Origin of the sequence: Actinoplanes sp. URMC 104 (genome assembly GCF_051386375.1) — a bacterium.
In the GTDB taxonomy this organism is placed as follows: Bacteria; Actinomycetota; Actinomycetes; order Mycobacteriales; family Micromonosporaceae; genus Actinoplanes.
In genome coordinates, this window is record NZ_JBPQTO010000004.1 from 613840 (window position 1) to 635484 (window position 21645).

24 protein-coding genes and 4 tRNA genes are annotated in these 21645 nt (G+C 70.7%); 19 read left to right on the plus strand and 9 right to left on the minus strand.

Translation table 11 applies throughout. The features are described from left to right. Nucleotides 1-10 precede the first annotated feature (10 nt). The 3 genes from ACSNN8_RS16645 to ACSNN8_RS16655 are packed head-to-tail and all read right to left on the minus strand — an operon-like array spanning nt 11 to nt 2887. Nucleotides 11-1342, minus strand: a complete 1332-nt coding sequence (locus tag ACSNN8_RS16645) for a hypothetical protein (protein ID WP_436650115.1) — start codon at nt 1340-1342, stop codon at nt 11-13. Nucleotides 1343-1385: 43 nt separating this feature from the next. Beyond that, entirely contained in the window at nt 1386-2045 is a 660-nt protein-coding gene (locus ACSNN8_RS16650; protein WP_436650116.1) for an MOSC domain-containing protein, read from the minus strand. Next, entirely contained in the window at nt 2042-2887 is an 846-nt protein-coding gene (locus tag ACSNN8_RS16655) for a GNAT family N-acetyltransferase (RefSeq protein WP_436650117.1), read from the minus strand. The genes ACSNN8_RS16650 and ACSNN8_RS16655 overlap by 4 nt, the downstream gene beginning before the upstream one ends. A 475-nt stretch (nt 2888-3362) precedes the next feature. Here ACSNN8_RS16655 and ACSNN8_RS16660 point away from each other — a divergent pair, with 475 nt between their 5' ends. Further along, nucleotides 3363-5402, plus strand: a complete 2040-nt coding sequence (locus ACSNN8_RS16660; protein ID WP_436650739.1) for an acyltransferase family protein — start codon at nt 3363-3365, stop codon at nt 5400-5402. On the opposite strand, the gene ACSNN8_RS16665 is transcribed toward ACSNN8_RS16660, so the two are convergent. Further along, a complete protein-coding gene (locus tag ACSNN8_RS16665) occupies nt 5403-5858 on the minus strand; it encodes a DUF1707 SHOCT-like domain-containing protein (RefSeq protein ID WP_436650118.1) in 456 nt (151 codons plus the stop codon). Between the two features lie 76 nt (nt 5859-5934). On the opposite strand from ACSNN8_RS16665, the gene ACSNN8_RS16670 reads away from it, so the two are divergent. Beyond that, on the plus strand, nt 5935-6585 hold the full coding sequence (locus ACSNN8_RS16670) for a class I SAM-dependent methyltransferase (RefSeq protein ID WP_436650119.1): 651 nt from the start codon (nt 5935-5937) through the stop codon (nt 6583-6585). Here the strand turns inward: ACSNN8_RS16670 and ACSNN8_RS16675 are convergent. From ACSNN8_RS16675 to ACSNN8_RS16685, 3 genes are all read right to left on the minus strand, one after another. Continuing rightward, on the minus strand, nt 6582-7847 hold the full coding sequence (locus ACSNN8_RS16675) for an MFS transporter (protein WP_436650120.1): 1266 nt from the start codon (nt 7845-7847) through the stop codon (nt 6582-6584). The two genes, ACSNN8_RS16670 and ACSNN8_RS16675, sit on opposite strands and share 4 nt — an antisense overlap. 142 nt (nt 7848-7989) lie before the next feature. Next, nucleotides 7990-8865 (minus strand): zinc metalloprotease HtpX, encoded by an 876-nt coding sequence (gene htpX / locus ACSNN8_RS16680; RefSeq protein WP_436650121.1) that lies wholly within the window; start codon nt 8863-8865, stop codon nt 7990-7992. Nucleotides 8866-9009: 144 nt separating this feature from the next. Then, nucleotides 9010-9093 (minus strand) — tRNA-Tyr (locus tag ACSNN8_RS16685). A 150-nt stretch (nt 9094-9243) separates the two neighbouring features. Between ACSNN8_RS16685 and ACSNN8_RS16690 the strand changes: the two genes are divergently transcribed. Next, nucleotides 9244-9738, plus strand: a complete 495-nt coding sequence (locus ACSNN8_RS16690; protein ID WP_436650741.1) for a YajQ family cyclic di-GMP-binding protein — start codon at nt 9244-9246, stop codon at nt 9736-9738. A 31-nt stretch (nt 9739-9769) separates the two neighbouring features. Further along, nucleotides 9770-10075 (plus strand): hypothetical protein, encoded by a 306-nt coding sequence (locus tag ACSNN8_RS16695; protein WP_436650123.1) that lies wholly within the window; start codon nt 9770-9772, stop codon nt 10073-10075. Between the two features lie 15 nt (nt 10076-10090). Here the strand turns inward: ACSNN8_RS16695 and ACSNN8_RS16700 are convergent, their stop codons facing one another. After that, entirely contained in the window at nt 10091-10411 is a 321-nt protein-coding gene (locus tag ACSNN8_RS16700) for a hypothetical protein (RefSeq protein ID WP_436650124.1), read from the minus strand. A gap of 261 nt (nt 10412-10672) precedes the next feature. Here ACSNN8_RS16700 and ACSNN8_RS16705 point away from each other — a divergent pair, with 261 nt between their 5' ends. The 13 genes from ACSNN8_RS16705 to ACSNN8_RS16765 all read left to right on the plus strand — a co-directional run bounded on the left by ACSNN8_RS16705 (nt 10673) and on the right by ACSNN8_RS16765 (nt 18737). Continuing rightward, entirely contained in the window at nt 10673-10819 is a 147-nt protein-coding gene (locus ACSNN8_RS16705) for a hypothetical protein (RefSeq protein WP_436650125.1), read from the plus strand. A 59-nt stretch (nt 10820-10878) separates the two neighbouring features. Next, the gene (locus ACSNN8_RS16710; RefSeq protein ID WP_436650126.1) at nt 10879-13413 is read left to right on the plus strand and encodes a putative bifunctional diguanylate cyclase/phosphodiesterase; all 2535 of its coding nucleotides are present in this window, start codon (nt 10879-10881) and stop codon (nt 13411-13413) included. 94 nt (nt 13414-13507) lie between these two features. Further along, nucleotides 13508-13580, plus strand: a tRNA-Thr gene (locus ACSNN8_RS16715). A gap of 47 nt (nt 13581-13627) precedes the next feature. Then, nucleotides 13628-13700 (plus strand) — tRNA-Met (locus tag ACSNN8_RS16720). Between the two features lie 106 nt (nt 13701-13806). Further along, nucleotides 13807-13974: a 50S ribosomal protein L33 gene (rpmG, locus tag ACSNN8_RS16725; RefSeq protein WP_067495822.1), complete on the plus strand. Its 168-nt coding sequence runs from the start codon at nt 13807-13809 to the stop codon at nt 13972-13974. An 85-nt stretch (nt 13975-14059) separates the two neighbouring features. Then, a complete protein-coding gene (locus ACSNN8_RS16730; RefSeq protein ID WP_436650127.1) occupies nt 14060-14506 on the plus strand; it encodes an FAS1-like dehydratase domain-containing protein in 447 nt (148 codons plus the stop codon). Further along, nucleotides 14503-14892: a MaoC/PaaZ C-terminal domain-containing protein gene (locus ACSNN8_RS16735; protein WP_436650128.1), complete on the plus strand. Its 390-nt coding sequence runs from the start codon at nt 14503-14505 to the stop codon at nt 14890-14892. The genes ACSNN8_RS16730 and ACSNN8_RS16735 overlap by 4 nt, the downstream gene beginning before the upstream one ends. A gap of 119 nt (nt 14893-15011) precedes the next feature. Beyond that, a tRNA-Trp gene (locus ACSNN8_RS16740) sits at nt 15012-15084 on the plus strand. Between the two features lie 109 nt (nt 15085-15193). Further along, complete coding sequence (gene secE / locus ACSNN8_RS16745; protein ID WP_436650129.1) at nt 15194-15562, plus strand: preprotein translocase subunit SecE; 369 nt, start codon at nt 15194-15196, stop codon at nt 15560-15562. Nucleotides 15563-15600: 38 nt separating this feature from the next. Further along, complete coding sequence (gene nusG, locus ACSNN8_RS16750) at nt 15601-16341, plus strand: transcription termination/antitermination protein NusG (RefSeq protein ID WP_436650130.1); 741 nt, start codon at nt 15601-15603, stop codon at nt 16339-16341. Between the two features lie 67 nt (nt 16342-16408). Then, entirely contained in the window at nt 16409-17119 is a 711-nt protein-coding gene (gene rplA, locus ACSNN8_RS16755) for a 50S ribosomal protein L1 (RefSeq protein WP_436650131.1), read from the plus strand. Between the two features lie 71 nt (nt 17120-17190). Then, nucleotides 17191-18060 (plus strand): ATP-binding cassette domain-containing protein, encoded by an 870-nt coding sequence (locus tag ACSNN8_RS16760; RefSeq protein ID WP_436650132.1) that lies wholly within the window; start codon nt 17191-17193, stop codon nt 18058-18060. Then, complete coding sequence (locus ACSNN8_RS16765; RefSeq protein ID WP_436650133.1) at nt 18057-18737, plus strand: hypothetical protein; 681 nt, start codon at nt 18057-18059, stop codon at nt 18735-18737. The genes ACSNN8_RS16760 and ACSNN8_RS16765 overlap by 4 nt, the downstream gene beginning before the upstream one ends. A 730-nt stretch (nt 18738-19467) precedes the next feature. Here the strand turns inward: ACSNN8_RS16765 and ACSNN8_RS16770 are convergent. Beyond that, nucleotides 19468-19629: a hypothetical protein gene (locus ACSNN8_RS16770; protein ID WP_436650134.1), complete on the minus strand. Its 162-nt coding sequence runs from the start codon at nt 19627-19629 to the stop codon at nt 19468-19470. 899 nt (nt 19630-20528) lie between these two features. Here ACSNN8_RS16770 and rplJ point away from each other — a divergent pair. Next, on the plus strand, nt 20529-21074 hold the full coding sequence (gene rplJ, locus ACSNN8_RS16775) for a 50S ribosomal protein L10 (protein ID WP_436650135.1): 546 nt from the start codon (nt 20529-20531) through the stop codon (nt 21072-21074). 55 nt (nt 21075-21129) lie between these two features. Continuing rightward, nucleotides 21130-21519, plus strand: a complete 390-nt coding sequence (gene rplL, locus ACSNN8_RS16780; protein WP_436650136.1) for a 50S ribosomal protein L7/L12 — start codon at nt 21130-21132, stop codon at nt 21517-21519. Nucleotides 21520-21645: the final 126 nt, after the last annotated feature.

The window sequence follows — 21645 nt, forward strand, 5'->3', positions numbered from 1 at the left end:
CAACCGCCGATCAGATCCGCCACGACGCCCGCGTGGCGTCCTGAATCAGCGCCCGCTGGGCCAGGAACCGCACGACCGCGATGTCGTGTTGCAGCAACGCAGCTTCCGGGCCGAACGGCAGCAGCAGGTCACCTCCCCGCGGCCCGCCGTCCTCCTTGGCGTGCACGATGCGGTTACGGATCTCGTAGACACGCTGGGCCACCTGTGCGACGAGCGGAGCGACGTTGCCTGCCTGCTGCAGGTTCAGGTGACTGACTCCCCTGAGCTGGTTCTTCGTGCAGAGGAACGCCTTGCGGGCGTCGGACGACTCGACGAAGGTGCGGATCTCCAGATCGTCGGTGCAGCCGTCGATCGTGGCCCTGAGTTGCGCGTCCTCGTACTGCAGCGCCTTGGCCTCGGCGCTGAGGAACGAGACCAGCGTGGCTACCTGACTGACGTTCGTCGGATCGAAGGTGGGGTCCTTGAGCCGCCGCTGGAAACGTTGGATCGTCTCGGTCCGTGCATATGCCGGAAAGAAGAACTCGAGCACCTGGTAGAACGCCAGAAACTGAAGGAGCGGCATGTTGCTCGCCGAGCGGCCGTAGAAGTAGAGCGAGGTCGCTTGCTGGTTGTAGTTGTGCTTGGGCGCTGCGGGCGGCGAGAGTTGCTGAACCTCGCTCAGGCCGAAGGCGGCCTGCCGGGTGGCTCTCGGAAAGGCCCGGAGACTCAAGGTGATGCCGTAAGCCGTATCGATGTCGAAGAAGAGCGACCTGGAAAAATCCTCGAGCAGCGTGACTGCCGTCTCGGGCGTGAGCTGTGCCGCCGTCCTGATCTTCAGAGAAATGGGGGCAAGCCTCTGAAGCGCACCGTCGACGGCCCGCAACTCGTCGCTGGCCAATGAGATCTCGGCGGATTGCAGGGAGGTGCCCTCGGTGTCGATCCTCAGGGAAGCGCCCCTCACCGTGCGCTTTCCCGTCAACCGCGCCAGAGCCACCATCGAGGAGATGGGTCCCAGGGTGCGGAGCGCTGCCTCGATCGTGTTCGTCGACTGATTCAGGACCGCGGCGTAGTCAGCGAGAAAGGCCCACCTTTCGAAGCTGGACGACAGCAGCGCGTGCGCGGTCGAGTCGTTCACCCGGCAAGTTCTGTAGGCCTGGCCGCTTGCGGGTAGGCGAATGTCGAGACTCCACACGACGGACCGCTCAGGAGCGAACCGTTCCACGGACTGCCAGGAGTGGTCGATGGCTGCTGTTCGCGCGCGACCGGCAACCTCCTGCAAGGCGGCAGGCTTCACGGCCGAGGGGATCTGGGAGGAGGGCGTGCCAGGGTCGTCGAACTCGCCTTCTTCTTCCTCCTCTTCCATGCGCGGCAGTCTATGGCCCGCCGGCTGAAGGCTGCAGCGTAGGTCAGAGCCGCCGTTCGATCTCCTCGCGCAGGTCGGACGGCAGGGCCTCGGCGTCGAGCAGACGGGCCAGCTCCTCCGAGCGGTGCATGTAGATGTCGAACGCCTCGGAGACGCCGATGCTGCGGGCCGGGCGGTGCACGATGTCGATCGGGTCGCCGGCGCGCAGCGGGCCCGGGGTGATGACGCGCAGGTAGGTGCCGGTGCGGGCGACCCGGGCGAACCGCTTGAGCCACCCCTTCTCGCCCATCTTGGCCTGGAACGTGGCGCACGGGATGCGGCCGAACGTGGGCTGCAGCTCCAGCACGTCGCCGATCCGCCACACCTCGCCGATCTGCGTCGCGTTCACGTCGAGGCCCACCGTGGTCATGTTCTCGCCGAAGTACCCGTCGGGCAGCGACCGGCCCAGCTCCGCCTCCCACCAGTCGTAGTCCTCACGCGAATACGCGTACACGGCCTGGTCGTCGCCGCCGTGGTGCTTGGTGTCGCCGATCGGGTCGCCGACCACCCCGCTGTGCAGGCCGGTCCGTTTGGGTCCGGGCGCGCGCACCTCGACGGCGTGTTCGACGGGCAGCTTGTCGATGCCGGTGGGGCCGCCGTGCCGCTTGGCGGGGTTGGGCCGGGCGACGCCCACGTTCACCGAGAGCACCTTGCCGTCTGTCATGTCGTGAACTCCACGATCACTCGGTCCTCGACCGGGCGGAAGCCCAGCCGTTGATACAGCGCGTTGCTGGTCGGGTTGGCCAGATCCGTGTTGAGAACCACATCCCGTACGCCCGCATCGAGCGCTTCCCGGGTCGCGGCGACGGTCACCGCTCCGGCGTAGCCGCGGCCCCGGTGCACCGGCGGGGTGTAGACGATCTGCACCCGTACGGTCCCGGCGGCCGGGAGCGACCGCATGGCCATCGACACGGGATGCCCGCCATCCTCCCAGAGCAGCACCCCGCCGTGGTCGAGCCGGTCCTCGATCATGCCTCGCGGATCGTCGGGGCGCCGCTCGCCGATCTCGTCGTGGAACGCGAGCAGCCACCCCTCGAGCAGCCCCTGGTCGCCCGCCCCGGCGTAGCAGGCGCGCCCGGGCGGCGGCGCCGGCGGCGGGGTCAGCGCCGCCAGCCGGTAGAGACGCGTACGCCGGACGATGTGGGTGCGGACCCCGGTGCGGTTCCGCCAGCCCGCGACGAACCCGTCGACGGCGTCGGCGGTGAGGTTGGCGCCGGGCAGGACGTGCCCGCCGAGCGCCTCGACCGCCGCCGGCACGGCCCGCGGCGGCAGCTGGCTGAAGATCACCGGGTGCGGCGGGGTCTGGACCAGCACCCCGGCGACCCGCCCGCCCGGCGTGCTCCACCAGCCGAAGATCGGCACCCCCGGCCCGTACGCATTCCGGCCGCGCCGCCGGACCGTGTCGACGATCGTGAGCAGGTTCGTGTTCTCGACCGGGCGGGACTGCAGGAAGTCGCCCGCCGTCGCGATGAACGTCTCGACGTCGTCGGTCAGCTGCCAGCTCATAGCGCGATCATGTCGTCGCAGCGCGTGATCCGCGACCCCGCGGCGGCCCAGTGGTGTCGATACGTCCTCAGATGGCGCGCTTGGAGAATGGCGAACCGCGGACGCATCCGAATCGTTCTGTTTTGTACGACGACCGAGCGGCCGGGGAGGAGGCGAACGCCGACGACATCGAGCTGCTCTGCTACCCAGGAACACCGGAGCCGAGCTCTGCAGTGAACCTTCACGGACCGTGGCCGGATCAGGAACGGACGGTGGACCCCGTCGGGATCCAGGTCACATTTCGACCGTAGCTCGTCTCAGTTCTTGTCGACCTGAGCCCGGCTCATGAGTATCTTGTGCGGCGACCATGAATTATTCAGTCCATACCCCCATCATCGGCCAGCGGCCGCCGTCCGCCTCCGGGGACGGTCTCGGATCCGCGGCTTCTGAGCCGCAGCCCCGCGCCGAGGGCCAGCACATCGGGTTCCGGCCCGACATCGAGGGCCTTCGTGCCGTTGCTGTCGTGCTCGTGGTGCTCAGCCACGCGGGCCTGAGCACGTTCGCCGGTGGCTACGTCGGTGTGGACGTCTTCTTCGTGATCTCCGGCTTCCTCATCACGACGCTGCTGCTCAAGGAGCTCGGCAAGACCGGCACGATCTCGCTGCCCGGCTTCTACGCCCGCCGCGCGATCCGCCTGCTGCCGGTCTCGACCGTGGTGCTGGTCGCCACCGTCGTCGCCGCGTGGTTGTGGCTGCCCGCCACCCGGTTCAAGTCGATCTCGCTGGACGCCCTGTTCAGCACGTTCTACGGCATCAACTGGCGGCTCGCGTACGAGGGCACCGACTACCTCAACGCGACCGCGGCCCCCTCGCCGCTGCAGCACCTGTGGTCACTCGCGGTCGAGGAGCAGTTCTACCTGGTCTGGCCGCTGCTGCTGCTCGCCGTCTGGGCCGGGCGCCGCGCCAACCGGCGGGCGCTGTTCGCCCTGAGCGCCCTGGTCGTGGTCTCGCTCGCGGTCAGCGTCCAGCAGACCTCCAGCGCCGCGCCGTGGGCCTACTTCGGCTCCCACACGCGGGCCTGGGAGCTGGGCATCGGCGCGCTGGTCGCGGTGACCGGTGGCTTCCTCCGCCGTACGCCCAAGGCTCTTGCCGTCGTGCTCACGTGGGGCGGCCTCGCGGCGGTGGTCGTCGCGGCCGTCACCTTCGACGAGGCGACCGCGTTCCCCGGCTACGTCGCGCTGCTGCCGGTGCTCGGCACCGCTGCCGTGATCGCCGGCGGCACGAGCGCGGGCGGCTGGGGCGCCGTCAAGCTGATCGGAACGGGCCCGTTCCGCTTCATCGGCAAGCTGTCCTACGGCTGGTACCTGTGGCACTGGCCGGTGCTGATGATCTGGCCGTCCGCCTTCTCGCGCGACCCCGGCATCAAGAGCAACCTGGTCTTCGCGGTCCTCGCGCTCGGCCTGGCCTGGCTGACCTACCACACGGTGGAGAACCCGGTCCGGATGCGGCCCTGGCTGCGCAGCCGGGCCCGTCGCGGCCTCGCCCTCGGCCTCGTCCTGTCCGCCTCCGCCGCCGTCTTCGCGCTGATCATCGGGCAGTTCACGCCGCCGCTGCCGGCCGGTCCGGCCGCCCCGGACACGCGGGCCGAGGTCGCCGCGGCCGCCGACCCGCAGGCGCGGATCACCGAGCTGATCACCGACTCGCTCGGCGGCGCCAAGCTGCCCAAGAACCTGACGCCCAAGGTGCCGGAGGCGGGGGAGCAGAGCCCGCAGATCTACGACGACCAGTGCCACTTCAACTACACCCAGGTGCGGCAGGACAGGGAGTGCGTCTACGGCGACCCGAACGGCGCCAAGACCATGTACCTGATCGGTGACTCGCACGCCGCGCACTGGTTCCCGGCCGTCGACGACGTCGCGAAGAGCCACAACTGGAAGCTGGTGGCGCTGACCAAGGCCGCCTGCCAGCTGCCGCAGGTGCTCACCTTCAACGACGCGCTCAAGCGCAACTACACCGAGTGCGTGACCTGGCGTGACCAGATCCTGCGGCGGGTCGCCGAGGACAAGCCCGACCTGGTCGTGATGGCGTCGAACGACCTCGACAACGGCGGCATCGTCGGCGACGACGGGCAGATCATCCCGCGCACCGGTCCGCAGGACGACCCCGTCTGGGTGCAGCGGTGGAAGCAGACGTGGGCCAAGCTCGGCGGCATCCGCAAGGTCCTGCTGCAGGACACGCCGTGGCCGGCCGGGGACGCCCCCGAGTGCGCGGCCGTGAACGCGCGCCGGCTCGCCCTGTGCGACCGGCCGCGGTCCAAGGCGATCGCCGAGAAGAACCGGCGCACCCTCGTGGCGTCGGCGGCCCGTACGGCCGGGATCCGCGTGATCGACCCGACGCCGTGGTTCTGCAACGCCACCAAGTGCCCGATCGTGGTCGGCAACGTGCTCGTCTACAAGGACAACAGCCACATGACGGTCCCGTACGCGCACGCGATCGCCCCGCTGCTCGACCGGGCGATCTTCACCGCGAAGGGCTGATCAGCGCCGCTGCTGGTGACGGATCACCTGCACCCCGACCGTCACCGCGGCGAGCGCGGCGCCCGGCACCAGCATCCACACCGGCCACGGGTAGATGTCGGAGTCGGCGCCGGCCGAGACCAGCGCGTAGACGACCAGGTTGACGACGGTCAGCGACGCCCAGATCGTCCACAGCACCAGCATCGCGGTCGGCAACCGCCGCGCCGCCCGGCGCTGGTCGGCCTCGTGGCGGGCGCGCACCTCGGCGGCGCTCAGCCCCGGTCGCGGCAGGTCGGTGAGCAGCATCAGCAGTTCCTCGTACGTCTTCGCCGCGTACGCCAGCCCGACGCGCTCGTCGTACTCGTGCAGCGTCAGGCGGCCCTCGTCGAGCGCGGACTTGAGCTGGTCGGCGACCTTCTGCCGATCCGCGTCGGCGGCGCGCATCGTCTCGATGTCGGCACGAATGTCTTTCGCCATCGAAGCTCCTTTACGCGCCCCCGTCGATCGCGTCAGGCTATCCGAGCGGCACCAGCGATCGGCAGGGGGAAAAACCATGAGACTGCGCCTGGAGAAGACCGGATCCGCCGGGTACGGAGAACTGGCCGAGCGCCATCGGGCCGCGTACGGCGACGACGCCGCGGCCGCGCGCGACGCCCGCCCCAAGGCCTTCTGGAAGGTCGACGAACGGGCGGCCTTCCTCGACCGGCTGCGGGCGGCCGACGCCCGTACGCTGCTCGAGATCGGCTGCGGCACCGGGCAGGACAGCGACTTCTTCCACCGCGAGGGTCTCGACGTGACGGCCGTCGACGTGTCCCCGGCCATGGTCGAGCGCACCGCGGCGAAGGGCGTCAAGGCCCTCGTCCGTGACGTGATGGCGCTGGGGTTCCCCGAGAGCTCGTTCGACGCCGTCTATTCGCTCAACACGCTCCTGCACGTGCCGAACGCCGACCTCGACGCCGCGCTGCGCGCCATCCGGCACGTGCTGGTCCCCGGCGGGCTGTTCTACCTGGGGGTCTTCGGCGGCGAGCAGGAGGAGGGCGTGGCCGCCGACGACCCGCACGTGCCCGCCCGGTTCTTCTCGTTCCGGTCGGACCGGCAGCTGCTGGAGTACGCCGAGCGCGCCTTCGAGATCCTCGACTTCCACGTGTACGACGACCACGCCGGCATCCGGTTCCAGTCGCTCACGCTGGTGAAGGGCCTCTAGGCGGGTTCGGCGGCCAGCGCCTCGCGCAGCCGGTCGGCGGCCCGGCGGTCGGCGCGGGCCATCGAGCCGCGCGGCACCGCGGCCACCAGGGCCGCCACCGCCAGCACCGCCCCGGCGAACGCGAAGGCCCAGGCCAGCCCGCCCGGCTGGTCGACGATCGCGCCGGCCACCGCGCCACCCGCCGCGCTGCCCGCCACCGAGACGGTCACCACCCAGGTGAACGCTTCGTTCAGCATCGCGGCCGGCGCGAGGCGGCTGACCAGGTTGTTCTCCACGGTCAGCGCCGGAGCGATCACGGCGCCGCCCAGCACCAGCGCCGCGCTGAGGTGCAGCGGGCCCGGCATGAACGCCAGCACGAAGAAGCTCAGCGCGACCGCGCCCAGCAGCCACGCGAACTGCCTCGGCAGCGCCATCGCGGGCCTACGGGTGCCGAACCAGATGCCGCCGATCACGCTTCCGACACCCCAGACGCCCAGCAGTACGCCGCCCAGGCCGTCGCCGCCCCCGTGCCGGCTCGCGTAGGCGGGGACGATCACGCCGGCCGCTCCGAACGCCACGCCCAGCGCGATCACGCACACGAGCAGGGCCGGGAAGCCCTCCATCCGCAACGGCCCCAGCCCGCGGGCCGTGTCGTGGCGCTCGTGCCCGCGGTGGCGGCGCATGACCGGCAGCCGCGCGATGGTGAGCGTGCCCGCCAGGGTCGCCGCCGCCGCTCCGAGCAGCGCAGCCGCCGGCCCGGTGACCACCACGAACGCCGCCACCAGCATCGGCCCCAGCACGAACACGAGCTCGAACAGCGACGTCTCCGCGGCCATCGCCGCGCCGCGCAAGTGATGCTGCCCGCTGCCCGGCTCGGTCATGTCCGTCCACGCGCGCCGGATCGCCGCGGTCAGCGGCGGATAGGTGGCGCCCGCGACCGCCGCGGCCACGAAGATCCACGGCAGCGCGGCCGCGCCGCCCTGGCTGATCAGCACCAGCGCGACCAGGGCGAGCGGATGCAGCACCGCCGTGGTGGCCAGGATGGGCGACGGCCCGATGCGGTCCGCCAGGCGGCCGGCGACCGGGCTGACCGCCGCGCCGGCGAGCGCGTAGACGCCACCGGCGAGCCCGGCCGCGGCGTAGCTGTCCGTCTCCTGCTGCACCAGCAGCAGCAGGGCGAGCGGGGTCATGCCGATGCCGAGGCGGGCCAGGATCCCGACGCTGAGAAGGACCCGCCCGCCCGGCAGCTGCCAGACGCCCAGGTACTGACGCAACGCGGTCACTGCTCCCACCTCTCCTGCCGGTAACGACCCATACGCTTTCCGACCCTAACGCCGACGGCCTGGCCGCCGTGCCCGCCGGTGTGGGGGAACACAAGCGAGGGCCGCCCCCGGACGGGGACGGCCCTGATGGGTGGGTGCTGGGTCAGCGGGCGTACTGGATGGCGCCGGCCTGCTCGCGCAGCCGGGCGATGCGCTGCTCCATCGGCGGGTGCGTGGAGAACAGCGCCGACATGCCGCCGCCCCGGAACGGGTTGGCGATCATCAGGTGGGCGGCGCTGGTGAGCCTGTTGTCGGCCGGCAGCGGCAGCCGCTGAGCCCCGTACTGGATCTTCTCGAGCGCGCTCGCGAGCGCCAGCGGGTCGCCGGTCAGCGTCGCGCCGTCGGCGTCCGCCTGGAACTCGCGGTTGCGGCTGATCGCCAGCTGGATGATGGTGGCGGCCAGCGGGCCGAGGATCAGCATCAGCAGCAGGGCGGCCGGGTTGGGGCTGTCGTCGTCGTCCGAGCCGCCGCCCAGCGGCAGGAAGATCGCCAGCTGCGCGAGGCTCGTGATGATGCCGGCCAGCGCCGCCGCCACGCTCGAGATGAGGATGTCGCGGTTGTAGACGTGCGACAGCTCGTGCCCGATCACGGCGCGCAGCTCACGCGGGCTGAGCAGCCGGGTGATGCCCACGGTCACGGCGACCGCGGCGTGCTGCGGGTTGCGCCCGGTCGCGAACGCGTTGGGCTGGGCCGACGGCGACACGTAGAGCCGGGGCATCGGCTGGCGCGCGGCCGACGACAGCTCGCGCACCATCGCGAAAAGCGCCGGGAACTCCGCCTCGCTGACCGGCTGCGCGCGCATCGCCCGCAGCGCCAGCTTGTCCGAGAAGAAGTAGGAGCCGGCGTTCATCGCCAGCGACAGGAGAACCGCGAACACGAGGCCGCCACTGCCCCCGAGCCAGTAACCCGCGGCCAGGATGATGGCCGTCAGCAGACCCAGCAGAGCGGCCGTCTTGAGGCCGTTGTGATGGCTGTGCAACTTCAACTCCTTGGATCCCGTGGCCGGTCACGGCCACGCATCCATGGAACGCCGCTCACCTGCTGTTTCATCCTCAGCGCGCTGTGAGTTCGCTGAAACGCGAAAGGCCCTCCCCACATCGTGGAAAGGGCCTTTCGGTGCGCCTGGTGGCGGGTGAAGGATTCGAACCTTCGTAGCTTTCGCGACGGATTTACAGTCCGCTCCCATTGGCCGCTCGGGCAACCCGCCTGGGCACACCACCACGGTTTCCCGTGGCAGCGGAGAACAGCTTAGCCGTACCGCGGACCGGATTCGCAACCGGGTACGGTCGGCATGTCGCCAGGCTCGTCGCCGGGCCCGGTGGCATCAACGACAGCCAGCATGCAGGAGCTGAACACCATGGCAGCCAGCCCGTCCTTCGACATCGTGAGCAAGGTCGACCAGCAGGAGGTGGACAACGCTTTCCACCAGGCGGAGAAGGAGCTCGGCACCCGGTTCGACTTCCGGGGCACGGGCACGACGATCGCGAAGTCCGGCGAGTCCGGGGTCACCATCACCTCCGAGACCGAGGAGCGCGCGAGCGCCGCGCTGGACGTCTTCAAGGAGAAGCTGGTCAAGCGCAACATCTCGCTGAAGTCCCTCGAGGCGGGGGAGCCGCGCCAGTCCGGCAAGACCTACAAGATCGACTGCAAGGTCATCGAGGGCATCGAGACCGACAAGGCCAAGGCGATCAGCAAGAAGATCCGCGACGAGGGCCCCAAGGGCGTGCAGGCGCAGATCCAGGGCGACCAGCTGCGGGTCACCGGCAAGAAGCGCGACGACCTGCAGGCCGTGATCGCCCTGCTCAAGCAGGAGGACTTCGGCGTCGCGCTCCAGTTCACCAATTACCGCTGACCCGAGCCGCTCGTGGCCCCAGACTGGGGCCATGAGCACCAGTGCGTGGACGATGGTGGCCGGCGGCGTGGCCGGCGGGGCGCTGGCGGTGTTCGGGCTGGTCATCCTGCTGACCGGCCGGGCTCCGGCCACGACCGCCCGTGCGTTCGGGTCGGTGCGCGACGCCGGCTTCTACCACTTCCTCTTCGGTACGGCGCTGGGGCTGGTGGTGATCGGCACGGCGATCGACAGCCCCGCGGTGACCATCACGATCACCGCGCTGGCCGTCGTGATGGCGGGGGTGGCCCTGATTCGTTTCCGCCCGCACGGCCGCCGCCGCCCCGTGACCGACAAGTAGGCCCGCGCGGGGCGCTCAGGAGCGGGCCTGCTCCTCCGCCCAGCGGGTGTGCGCCTCCCAGGCCGCCTGCTTCGTGTTGCCCAGCGCCGCGCCGATCTGCGTCCACGAGGCGCCGGCGTCACGGGCCACCCGCACCATCGACTGGCGGCCGTAGCCCGCCTTGCGGATCACCACCTCGCTCAGCGCCAGCATCTCGAGCGCCTCCTCGCGGGTCAGCGGCACGCCGCGTTCGCCCGCGACCGCGGCCATGGCGTCGCGCATCCGCAGTTCGTCGTAGCGGGTCGTCGCCGTCGACAGGGTGTGCTCCCGCTCGAGGTCGTCCGGTGAAGCAGTCACGGCCGCAGAGCATGGCGTCAGGCTCGCCTGACGTCAAGATTGCCTGACGGCACCCGCCTGCTTTCCGCGCCATTGTCCGGTTATTTCGGGCGTAAAGTCGCCCATTCTGCGCGTAACCGGTGGGGCGGCGGCTCAACCGTTCGGTCAGGATTTCGGAATGTGCGGTTTCGACCCGCCCATGGACGCTGCCTGTCGCACATGCCGTGTGGCACCATCATGTGACCCCCCGCCGAAACGCGTTAGCACATCGCAGGAGCAGACATGTTCGCTAGGAAGCTGGGTCGCGTCGCCGGCTTGGTTTTCGCGCTTTCCGTGATCTTCGGTGGCGTCGGCATCTCGACCGGCGTGGCCGACGGCGGAAACGCCGAGGCGACCAACGTCACCACACAGGTCTGGAACTGGGACTAAAAGGCCCGGCGCGCATCCACCCGGCATCACGGGACAGCGTCGATGGACGAGGGAGCGCAATGGCTGGGCGTCCGCGGACTGGACGGCGTTCCGCGCGGTACGCGTGGCTGATCACCAACCCGCTGGCGCTCTTCGCGGTCATCTGCACGGTCGTCTTCTGGACCCGTGACCCGGACTGGTATCACGACTGGCTCGGCGGCCTGGTCGCGCTCGCGGGCATGGTCATCGCCCACATCGGCGTGATCAACGTCGTCGTCCGGCGCACCACGTTCAGCGTCTACATCACCGAGGTCCCCATCCTCCTGGCGCTGTACTACCTGCCGCCGACGATGGTCCTCGTGGTCATGGCCCTGGCCGGGCTGCTCGTCCAGCTCACCCCGCGCACCGAGATCATCCCGAGCAAGCTGTGGTTCAACGTGGCCAAGTCGGCCGCCGCGGTCGCCACGGCGCTCCTGGTCGTCACCGCGCTGCCGGAGATCCGCGGCGCCGGCCCCGGCACCTGGGCGATCCTGTTCACCGCGGTGGCGGCCAGCGTGCTGGTCGAGGTTCTCAGCCTCGCCGCGGTCATGGCCGTCGTGCAGGGCGGTCGCGCGGGTCAGGACCTGCTGCGCGGCTCGCTGCCCGGCTGGATCATGTCGTGCACCAACATCGTGATCGGCCTGATCTTCCTGGTCGCGCTCGAGGCCACGAAGTGGTCGGCCGCGCTGCTCGCGGTCCTGGTCGCCGCGCTGATCCTCATGCTGCGCTCGTTCGCCGAGTTCTTCCGCCAGCACCGCACGCTCGCCGACGTCTACGAGCTCACCAAGGCCGTCCGCGATCAGAGCGCCGACGCGGGGCTGCCCGACGTGCTGCTCGGCCGGGTCCAGCACCTGATGCGCGCGGAGTACGCGACGCTCTGGCTCTCCCCGCAGGGCCGGCACCCCGAGATGCTGCTCACCGCCCGCGTCGAGAACAAGGGCCTGCTCGACCTCTCGCCCACGCCGGCGCCGATCCGCGAGCGTGCCGTGGCCGAGTGCGCCACGGTCGTCACCGGGCCGCAGTTCGACGGCCCCGAGGAGATGCGCCGGGCGCTGCGCGACAACAAGGTCAAGGACGTCATCGTCGTGCCCCTGCGCTCCGGGCAGACCGCGATCGGCACCCTCGAGGTGGTCAACCGCCTGGGTGACACGCGCACCTTCCGCCCGGCCGACGTGCAGGTGCTCGAGACCATCGCCGCGCACGTCGCCGTCGCGGTCGAGAACTCGCGTCTGGTCGACCGGCTGCGCTACGACGCCTACCACGACCGCCTCACCGCGCTGCCCAACCGGCGGCGGCTCACCGACGCGCTCGCGGAGTCGGTCAAGGTGCGTGCCGAGGACGAGGTCGTCGCGGTGCTGCTGTTCGACGTCGACGGCCAGCGCGACGTCAACGAGTCGATGGGCCACGCCGCGGGCGACAAGCTGCTCGCCGAGGTGGCCGAGCGGCTGCGCGCGATCGCCGGCCCGGGCGCGCTGGTGGGCCGCATCGGCGGTGACGAGTTCGTGGTCACGCTGCGCGCCGAGAGCACGGAGGCCACCGTCCAGCTGGCGACCGAGATGCGCGAGCAGCTGCGCGGCCCGCTGACCGTGGGCACCCTCACCCTCGACGTGGACACGGCCGTCGGTGTGTCGGTCTACCCCGACCACGGCACCGACCCCGAGACGCTCATCCAGCGGGCCGAGCTCGCCGCCAACGCCGCCAAGGTCCTCCCGTACGGGGTGCAGCTGTTCCACCCGGCCCTGGAGTCGCGCGCCGTCCGCCGCCTCGGCATTGCGGCCGACCTGCGTACGGCCCTCGACAGCGGCGCCCTCGACGTCTACTTCCAGCCCAAGGTCACGCTCACCGACCGGCACCTCGTCGGCGTGGAGTGCCTGGCCCGCTGGCAGCACCCGGCGCAGGGCGAGGTCGCCCCCGAGGACTTCATCGCGGTCGCCGAGCACACCGGCCAGCTGTCCCGCCTCACCGAGGTGGTGCTCACCGAGGGGCTGCGCCGCTGCCGGGAGTGGTCCGACCAGGACCGTCCGCTCTCGATCGCGGTCAACCTGTCGGTCCGCACGCTGCTCGACTCCCGCTTCCCCGACCAGGTCGCGGCGCTGCTCGAGCGCTACGGCGTGGCCGCGGCCCAGGTCACCTTCGAGATCTCCGAGCCCGGCATGCTGGGCGACATCGAGCGGGTGCTGCCCACCCTCTACCGGCTGCGCGACCTGGGCGTACGGCTGAGCGTCGACGACTTCGGCACCGGCGCCTCCTCGCTGTCCTACCTGCGCCAGTGGCCGGTGCACGAGGTGAAGATCGACGACAGCTTCGTGCAGGGCATGGCGACCGACACCGGCGACCTGGCGATCGTGCGCGCCGTGATCAGCCTGGCGCGGGAGTTCGGCCTCACGGTCGTCGCCGAGGGCGTCGAGAGCGAGCTCACCCTTGAGCTGCTCGAGGAGATGGGCTGCGAGATCGGCCAGGGCTACCTGTTCAGCCGGCCTCTGCCGTACGAGCGGCTCGAGGCCTGGTTCAACGCGCAGACCGAGCCCGCCACGACCCCCGCGGGCGAGGTCCGCAGGCTCCGCGCAGTGATCTGACCTGGCCAAACACTGGATCGGGGGAGTCGATTTCACCCCCGGCTACCGGCCGTGTAAGCTTTCCCCTGCGCACCAAGCGAGAGATCGCGCGCAGGCCCCCTTAGCTCAGTCGGCAGAGCGTCTCCATGGTAAGGAGAAGGTCTACGGTTCGATTCCGTAAGGGGGCTCTACCGGGTTCGTTCCCGCCACAGGCGCTGGACTTGAGCCTGGCTCTGGCGGTGTAGCTCAGATGGCAGAGCAAGCGGCTCATAATCGCTGTGTCGCCGGTTCAAGTCCGGCCACCGCTACTTTGCGAGAGGGATCCCACCCGGGGTCCCACTTTGCATGTCGGCACTCCGGACGCGTACGCTGGAGCGTCGTTAAGAAACCCCGTTAGCAGGAAGGCAACCCGTCGTGGCCAAGGCGACCGACGTCCGTCCGAAGATCACCCTGGCTTGTACGGAGTGCAAGGAGCGGAACTACATCACCCGGAAGAACCGGCGCAACGATCCGGACCGGATCGAGCTGAAGAAGTTCTGCCCGCGCGACGGCAAGCACACCCTGCACCGCGAGACCCGCTGACTTTCAGCCCTCGAGCTTCACACCTGCGCCGTCCGGTCTCACCGGGCGGCGCAGAGTCGTTGCGGGGCCAAGTAGGTTCTCAGGTATGCCCCTGGACCAGTCCTTCGTCGGCCGCAGCTGGCCGCCCACCGAGCCCTACCTGGTCGGCCGCGAGAAGATCCGCGAGTTCGCCCGCGCGATCGGCGCCACCGACGCCGAATATCACGACCCCGAGGCCGCCAAGGCCCTCGGCTACGCCGACGTCGTGGCCCCGCCCACCTTCCCCGTCGTGATCACCATGTCGGCGAGCCGGCAGATCGTCGAGGACCCGGCGCTCGGCCTCGACTACAGCCGCGTCGTGCACGGCGACCAGAAGTTCGCGTACGCGCGGCCGGTCGTCGCCGGCGACGCCCTGGTCTGCGTGAACTCGGTCGACGACATCACCTCCCGCGGCGGGCACGACTTTCTGACCACGCGGACCGAGGTCACCACCACCGAAGGGGAAGCCGTGGTCACCGTCTGGTCGAAGCTCGTGCAGCGAGGTGCGGAGTGAACCTCGAGGCGCAGACCTTCCGCATCACCCGCGCCGACCTCGTCCGCTACGCGGGCGCCTCCGGCGACTTCAACCCGATCCACTGGAGCGACCGCATCGCCACCGGTGTCGGCCTGCCCGGCGTCATCGCGCACGGCATGTTCACCATGGCCTTGGTGGGCCGCGCCGTCACGGCGTGGGCCGGCGCGCCCGACGCGGTCGTCGAGTACAGCGTCCGCTTCTCCCGTCCCGTGCCCGTCCCCGACACCGACGAGGGCACCGAGGTGGTCGTCTCCGCGGTCGTGAAGGACACCACGGCCGAGGGACACACCAAGCTCGCGCTCACCGCCACCTGCCAGGGCGAAAAGGTGCTCTCGCTGGCTCAGGCGACGATCCGCAAGCGCTAGGGCGAGCCCGGGTTGGGCGAACGCTGTGTGAACCCGTACACTGGTGCGCCGTGGGGCAGTGACCCCTCGGAGCAGCCTGCCTGCGGCAGGTCAGACCGGGGTTTCACACGGCCTCGCACAGGGGTGTAGCTCAATTGGCAGAGCAGCGGTCTCCAAAACCGCAGGCTGCAGGTTCAAGTCCTGTCACCCCTGCGCAACCCTCCTAGACGTGCCCGCCCGGTGCGCGGTCCGCACGACCCCCGCGCCCGGCCCGAGCGCCGACGGGGGACCCCATCACCACCGATGACGGAAGTAGGGCGCCATGGCGGAGAGAAACCGACCCGGTGACGGCGACCCGGCCGACGACGAGGTGTTCGCCGATGCCGTCGCCGACGACAACGACAAGGACGCGGTCGACGACGACGCCGAGCCGGTGGGCCGCGGCGGCACCGCGGTCGCCGAGCGTTCGGCCCGGCCCAAGAAAGAGGTCCGCCGGACCGGCCTCTTCGGCCGCATCGGTGCTTTCTTCCGTGAGGTCGTCAGCGAGCTGCGTAAGGTCATCTGGCCCACCCGCAAGGAGCTGCTGACCTACACGACGATCGTGATCGCGTTCGTGGCGGTCATGACCACCATCGTCGGCTTCCTGGACCTGGGCCTGGGCAAGGCCATCCTCTGGGCGTTCGGCGGCTGACGCCGCCTGTGACAAGACTTAGCTGGAAGTGAGCGAGCGTGCCTGAGTACGACGACGAGACCGCGCAGGCGACCGACGAGCAGTCGTCGGTGGCCACGGCGGACACCGACGAGTCGGTCGAGGCCGCTGAGCCGCAGGAGGCCGCCGCTGCCGACCCGGCGCCGGCCGCCGCCGAGCAGGACGACGACTTCGACCCGGTGCAGGAGCTGCGGCAGAAGCTGCGCTACGCCCCCGGCGACTGGTACGTCGTGCACTCCTACGCGGGCTACGAGAACAAGGTCAAGACCAACCTCGAGACCCGCATCACGAGCCTCGACATGGAGGACTTCATCTTCCAGGTCGAGGTGCCGACCCGCGAAGAGGTCGAGGTCAAGGGCGGCAAGCGCGTCCAGGTCAACAACAAGGTCTTCCCCGGCTACATCCTCGTCCGGATGGACCTGACCCCCGAGTCGTACTCCTGCGTCCGCAACACCCCCGGGGTGACCGGCTTCGTGGGCGCGACCGACCGGGTCGACCGTCCCGCGCCGCTCTCGCTCGACGAGGTGCTCAAGTGGCTCGCCCCTGCCGTCGAGCAGGAGGAGAAGAAGGCCAAGCCCGAGGTCAAGGTGCTCGACTTCGAGGTGGGCGACTCGGTCACGGTGACCGACGGCGCGTTCGCCTCGCTGCCGGCCTCGATCAGCGAAATCAATGCCGACCAGCAGAAGTTGAAGGTTCTGGTCTCCATTTTCGGCCGTGAGACGCCGGTGGAGCTGAACTTCAACCAGGTCGCCAAGATCTGACCAGCACGACAGCAGTCAGTGGGAGGGCCTCCCCAAGGTCCGCCATCTACCACAGGAGTAAGTGAACATGCAGCGCAGCAAGGGCTACCGCAAGGGCGCCGAGACGATCGACGCCAGCAAGCTCTACGAGCCGGCCGAGGCGATCAAGCTCGCCAAGGACGCCAGCCCCACCAAGTTCGACGCGACCGTCGAGGTCGCGATGCGTCTGGGCGTCGACCCCCGCAAGGCCGACCAGATGGTCCGCGGCACGGTCAACCTGCCCCACGGCACCGGCAAGACCGCCCGCGTCATCGTCTTCGCCCAGGGCGCGAAGGCCGAGGAGGCCGTCGCGGCCGGCGCCGACGAGGTCGGCACCGACGAGCTCGTCGCCCGCATCCAGGGCGGCTGGCTGGACTTCGACGCGGCGATCGCGACCCCCGACCAGATGGCCAAGATCGGCCGGATCGCCCGCATCCTCGGCCCGCGTGGTCTCATGCCCAACCCGAAGACCGGCACCGTCACCATGGACGTGGCCAAGGCCGTCAACGAGATCAAGGGCGGCAAGATCACCTTCCGGGTCGACAAGCACTCGAACCTGCACCTGATCATCGGCAAGGCCTCGTTCTCCGAGGAGCAGCTGGTGAACAACTACGCGGCGGTGCTCGACGAGGTGCTGCGGGCCAAGCCGTCCGCCGCCAAGGGCAAGTACCTCAAGAAGGTCACCGTCACCACCACCATGGGCCCCGGTGTCCAGGTCGACCCCAACGTGGTCAAGGGCTTCACCGGCGCCGAGGCCTGATCGGCGGCACAGCAGTTTCGAACGGCCCCCGGGGACATCCCCGGGGGCTTTTCTGTGGCACGCTTCCCGGGATGCGTTTCGACGGGGTGTGGTTCCGCTACGGCCGCCGGGCCGGCTGGACCCTGCGCGCCGTCGACGCCGACGTCGCCCCGGGCCGGACGATCGTCGTGCTCGGCCGCAACGGCGCCGGCAAGTCCACGCTCCTCCAGCTTGCCGCCGGTGTCCTCCGCCCCGTCCGCGGCGCCGTACTCGACCGCCCGCCGACCGTCGGCTGGGTTCCCGAGCGCTTCCCCGCCGACCAGCCCTTCACCGCCGGCGACTACCTGCACCGCATGGCCGAGGTCCGCGGCCGCCCCGCGCGTGACGCCGACGCCTGGATCGAGCGCCTGCTGCTGACCGCCCACACCGGCACGCGCCTTCCCGACCTGTCCAAGGGCACCGCGCAGAAGGTCGGCCTGGCCCAGGCCCTGATCGCCCGCCCCGGCCTGCTCATCCTCGACGAGCCCTGGGAGGGCCTCGACGCCGCCGCCCGCACGCTGATCCCCGGCATCGTCGCCGAGGTCACCGCCACCGGCGGCATCGTCCTGGTCAGCGACCACCGCGGCGAGATAGCCGGCCTACCCGACGCCATCCCCTGGACCGTCACCGACGCCACCGTCACCGAGGCCGCCGTCCCGGGGGCCGCCGTGGCCGACGCTGCCATCGCTGGGGCCGCCGTCGCCGAGGCCACCATCGCAGGGGCCCCAGTTTCCGGGGCTGCCGTCTCCGGGGCTACGGGCCTCACGCCGCCCCCGCCCGCGACCCTCTCAGACGAGGTCATCATCGAGGTGGCCGTCCGCCGGGCAGACGCGGACCGGGCCGTGGCCGAGCTCAAAGCGGCAGGCCACGCCGTTCAAGCCGTACGCGACGGGACTGCCCACGGCCGGAGCAGCACCGCATGATCCCTCTCGTCCGGATGCGCCTCGCCGGTTTCCTCCGCGGCGGCCGCATCCTGCCTCCCGCGATCGCCGTGCTCGTCGTGCTCGGCGTCATCTACGGCGGCGGCCCCTCACCCGCATCGGCCGCCTACGGCTACTCCGCCGCCGCGCTCTTCCCCGTGCTCGCCTGGCAGACCAAACTGCTGCTCGACACCGAGCCCGACGTGCAGCGCCGCCTGGCCCGCACCGCCGTCGGCGCCCGCCGCGAGGCCCTCTCCGGCATGCTCGCCGCCACCCTGCTCGCCCTGCTCGTCTGCGCTCTGGCCATGCTTGCCCCCTGGCTCTTCCGCGGCATCGACACCCGCGACGCCGTGCTCAGCGGCACCCTGCTCGGCGCGCTTGCTCACCTGCTAGCCGTCCCACCCGCCGTGGCCGTAGGCGCCCTCGCCAGCCGCGCCGTGACCCGAGGCCCCCGCAACGGCGTGGCCGTCCTCGTGACCGCCGCCGTCCTCGTGGTGGTGCTGGGCTTGCAGGGCTCGTTCGCCCCGTGGCTCGTCCCGCCCGTGATGGCTACTGCGCGCGCCCTCAACGACGCCTCCGCGCCGCCCGCCGCCACAGTCCTGGTGCTCGTCGTTTGGGTCGTTCTCTGGTGCGGGGCAGCCTTCACCGGTTACGCCCACCTGCGCCGCACCCGCTCCTGATTTCCACAGCCCCCAACCCCTTGTGGATAACCACTCAACCCGTCCCACCCCCGGCGTACCCTGCCCCCACGACGCCTCCCAGGGCGGGCGGGGGAGGCGGTGGCTGCACCGGCTAAAGGATCTTGGCAGACAAATCGGCGTTTCCCGGTGATCGACTAGCTGGAGGACGGCGCCGGCGCGGGCGGTAGTGGCGGGCCCGGTCATGAAGCGGCTTTCTGCGGCGGCGGACTTGGTCGCCGTCGTTGGCGAGTGAGTTCCGGTGGTCGGCCGGCTTGCGGGAGCGATGCCCGTCGGGGTGCCGCACAGCGGGCGGGCGGCGATACGGGCGGTGCGCACTTGGCGGGAGGGCGCCACGGCGGTGCCCTCCCGGGAGGCCGCGGGCGGTGAAGACCGACCCGGCTGTGGCTTAACTAGCGGGACGGGTTCCACAGGGGTGGGGCGGTGGCCGATTCGCGGCGTGTGCCACGGCCGTGCGGGCGGCGGGCGGGTGCCACGGCAGAGTTTGGGCCTCCGCAGGCGGGGTGGGCGCCACTGCGGTATAGGCAGATGGTCGCGGGCATCGCGGCACTACCGGGGGCTCAGCCGGCGGGACGGGGGTCATGGTGGCGCGGTCGGTGGCAGTCGACGGGGAGGTCGCCGCGGCGGTGTCTGGGCTCAGCCGGCGGCACGGGTGCCACGGCGGTGGGGACGGCCGGCAGGTGGCAGGCGGATGCCGCGCCGGTGCCGAGGCTCAGAGGCCGTGGGCGCGGCGGGCGAAGGTGAGGTTTGGGGCGATGGCGAGGCGGGGCGACGGGGAGTGTGGTGCGGAAGACGCCGCCGCGCCGATCTCGTCGGAGGCGGCCAGGTCGACGGTGGCGTCGATGCCCAGTCTGCCCACCAGGATGCGGGTCACGGCCTGCCCATCGGCACGGCGCGACCGGACAGGCGGCCAGGCGGGCGAGCGGGCTGCGAGCGGCGATGGGCGACTCGGACGTGACGGCTGGCCCGGGGTGACGGTGTTGGTGACCTGGGAGGCTGATCGCGTCGACGGTGTGGCGGTGAAGGTGGCACGGGGGGTGACGGCGGGCCGGGGTAGGTGGCGTAGGCGGCGCGGCGGCGGCCCGGCTGCGCGGCGTGTTGGGCGGCCTGGTCTGGCGGCGCGGTGGGCAGTCCGGACTGGGCAGCGCAGCAGGCGGCGTGGGAGCCGGTGGTGGGGGACGGCTTGCGGAACAGGAGCCGTCGGCGTTTCCGGACGAGGTTGGGCGGCACCGGTGGCGCGGCGCAGCGCTAGGCGGACGGGACGATGCGGGCAGCGGGACGATACGGGCGGTGCGGCGGTGTGGGCGGTGGGAACAAGTCGCCGGACGCCCGCCGCGTGCGAGGTGGGACGGCGCGGCCGGGCGACAGCCGGGTGGGCGGTGACTCGACGCGGCCGGGTGCCGCGGCGTGGGCGCGACACGACGCGGCCGGGCTACGGCGATGGTGGAAGAGGTGGCGGCTCGGGCGGCGCACCCGTGAAAGGCGTGGTGGACCAGAAGGCCGCGCCGGGTGGATTTGGCGGTTGGGGGAGGGTCGCGTACAGTTGCTTGTCGAAGTTCCACCCATAGACCGCTGGTCGCTGCGGCGCTGTTGTGAGACGGACGCTGCGGTCGAAGGTCCCGCACGATGCGGGCGGCCCGCGCAGGGGAGAACGGTTCGTGATCGGGCTTTTGCGATGAGCCTGCTCCGCCCCGTGCGCCCTGCGCCGGGGCGTTTCTCATTCTGCCCCTCCTTCGAAGCCGGCCAGTGGCTGAGCACTGAGAGAGGAGGGACATGGCGGACAAGCCGGTCCGGGCCGACAAGGCCAGTGCCGTCGCGGAGCTGACGGACGACTTCCGCAACGCGTCGGCCACCGTGCTGACCGAGTACCGCGGTCTCACGGTCAAGCAGCTCACCGAGCTGCGCCGTTCGCTGGGCGGCGACACCAAGTACGCGGTGTCGAAGAACACCCTGGCGAAGCGTGCGGCCAGCGACGCTGGCATCGAGGGCCTCGACACGCTGTTCACCGGTCCTACCGCGCTCGCCTTCATCAGCGGCGACCCGGTCGAGGCGGCCAAGGGTCTTCGGGCCTTCGCCAAGGCCAACCCCGTCCTGGTCATCAAGGGCGGTGTGTTCGAGGGCAAGGCGATCACGGCGGATGACGTCAACAAGATCGCTGACCTCGAGTCGCGTGAGGTGCTGCTGGCCAAGCTGGCCGGCGCCATGAAGGGCAACCTGTCCAAGGCGGCCGGCCTCTTCCAGGCCCCGCTGTCGCAGGTGGCGCGCCTCGCGGCCGCTCTTCAGGAGAAGCGCGAGAAGGACGGTCCCGCGGAGGCCTGAGCCACCGCGCACCAGCACGACTTTCACATTGAAAAGCTAGGAAAGGTTGCCAGACATGGCGAAGCTCAGCACCGACGAGCTGCTCGACGCGTTCAAGGAGATGACGCTGATCGAGCTCTCCGAGTTCGTGAAGCAGTTCGAGGAGACCTTCGAGGTCACCGCGGCCGCTCCGGTTGCCGTTGCGGCTGCCGGCGCCAGCGGTGGCGCTGCCGCGGCCCCGGCCGAGGAGGAGAAGGACTCGTTCGACGTCGTCCTCGAGGGTGACGGCGGCAAGAAGATCCAGGTCATCAAGGTCGTGCGCGAGCTGACCGGCCTGGGCCTCAAGGAGGCCAAGGACGCCGTCGAGTCCGCCCCCAAGGCGATCCTCGAGGGTGTCAACAAGGAGAAGGCCGAGGCCGCCAAGGCCAAGCTCGAGGGCGAGGGCGCCAAGGTCACCCTCAAGTGACCTGACGCTCCACCGCACTCTCTGCGACTGGCGAGGACCCGGGTACGGGTTCTCGCCAGTCGTCTTTCCACGGCCGTGAGCAGGGGCGATGCGGGAAAGACCGGCCGACGTACAAAGCGGGTCCAA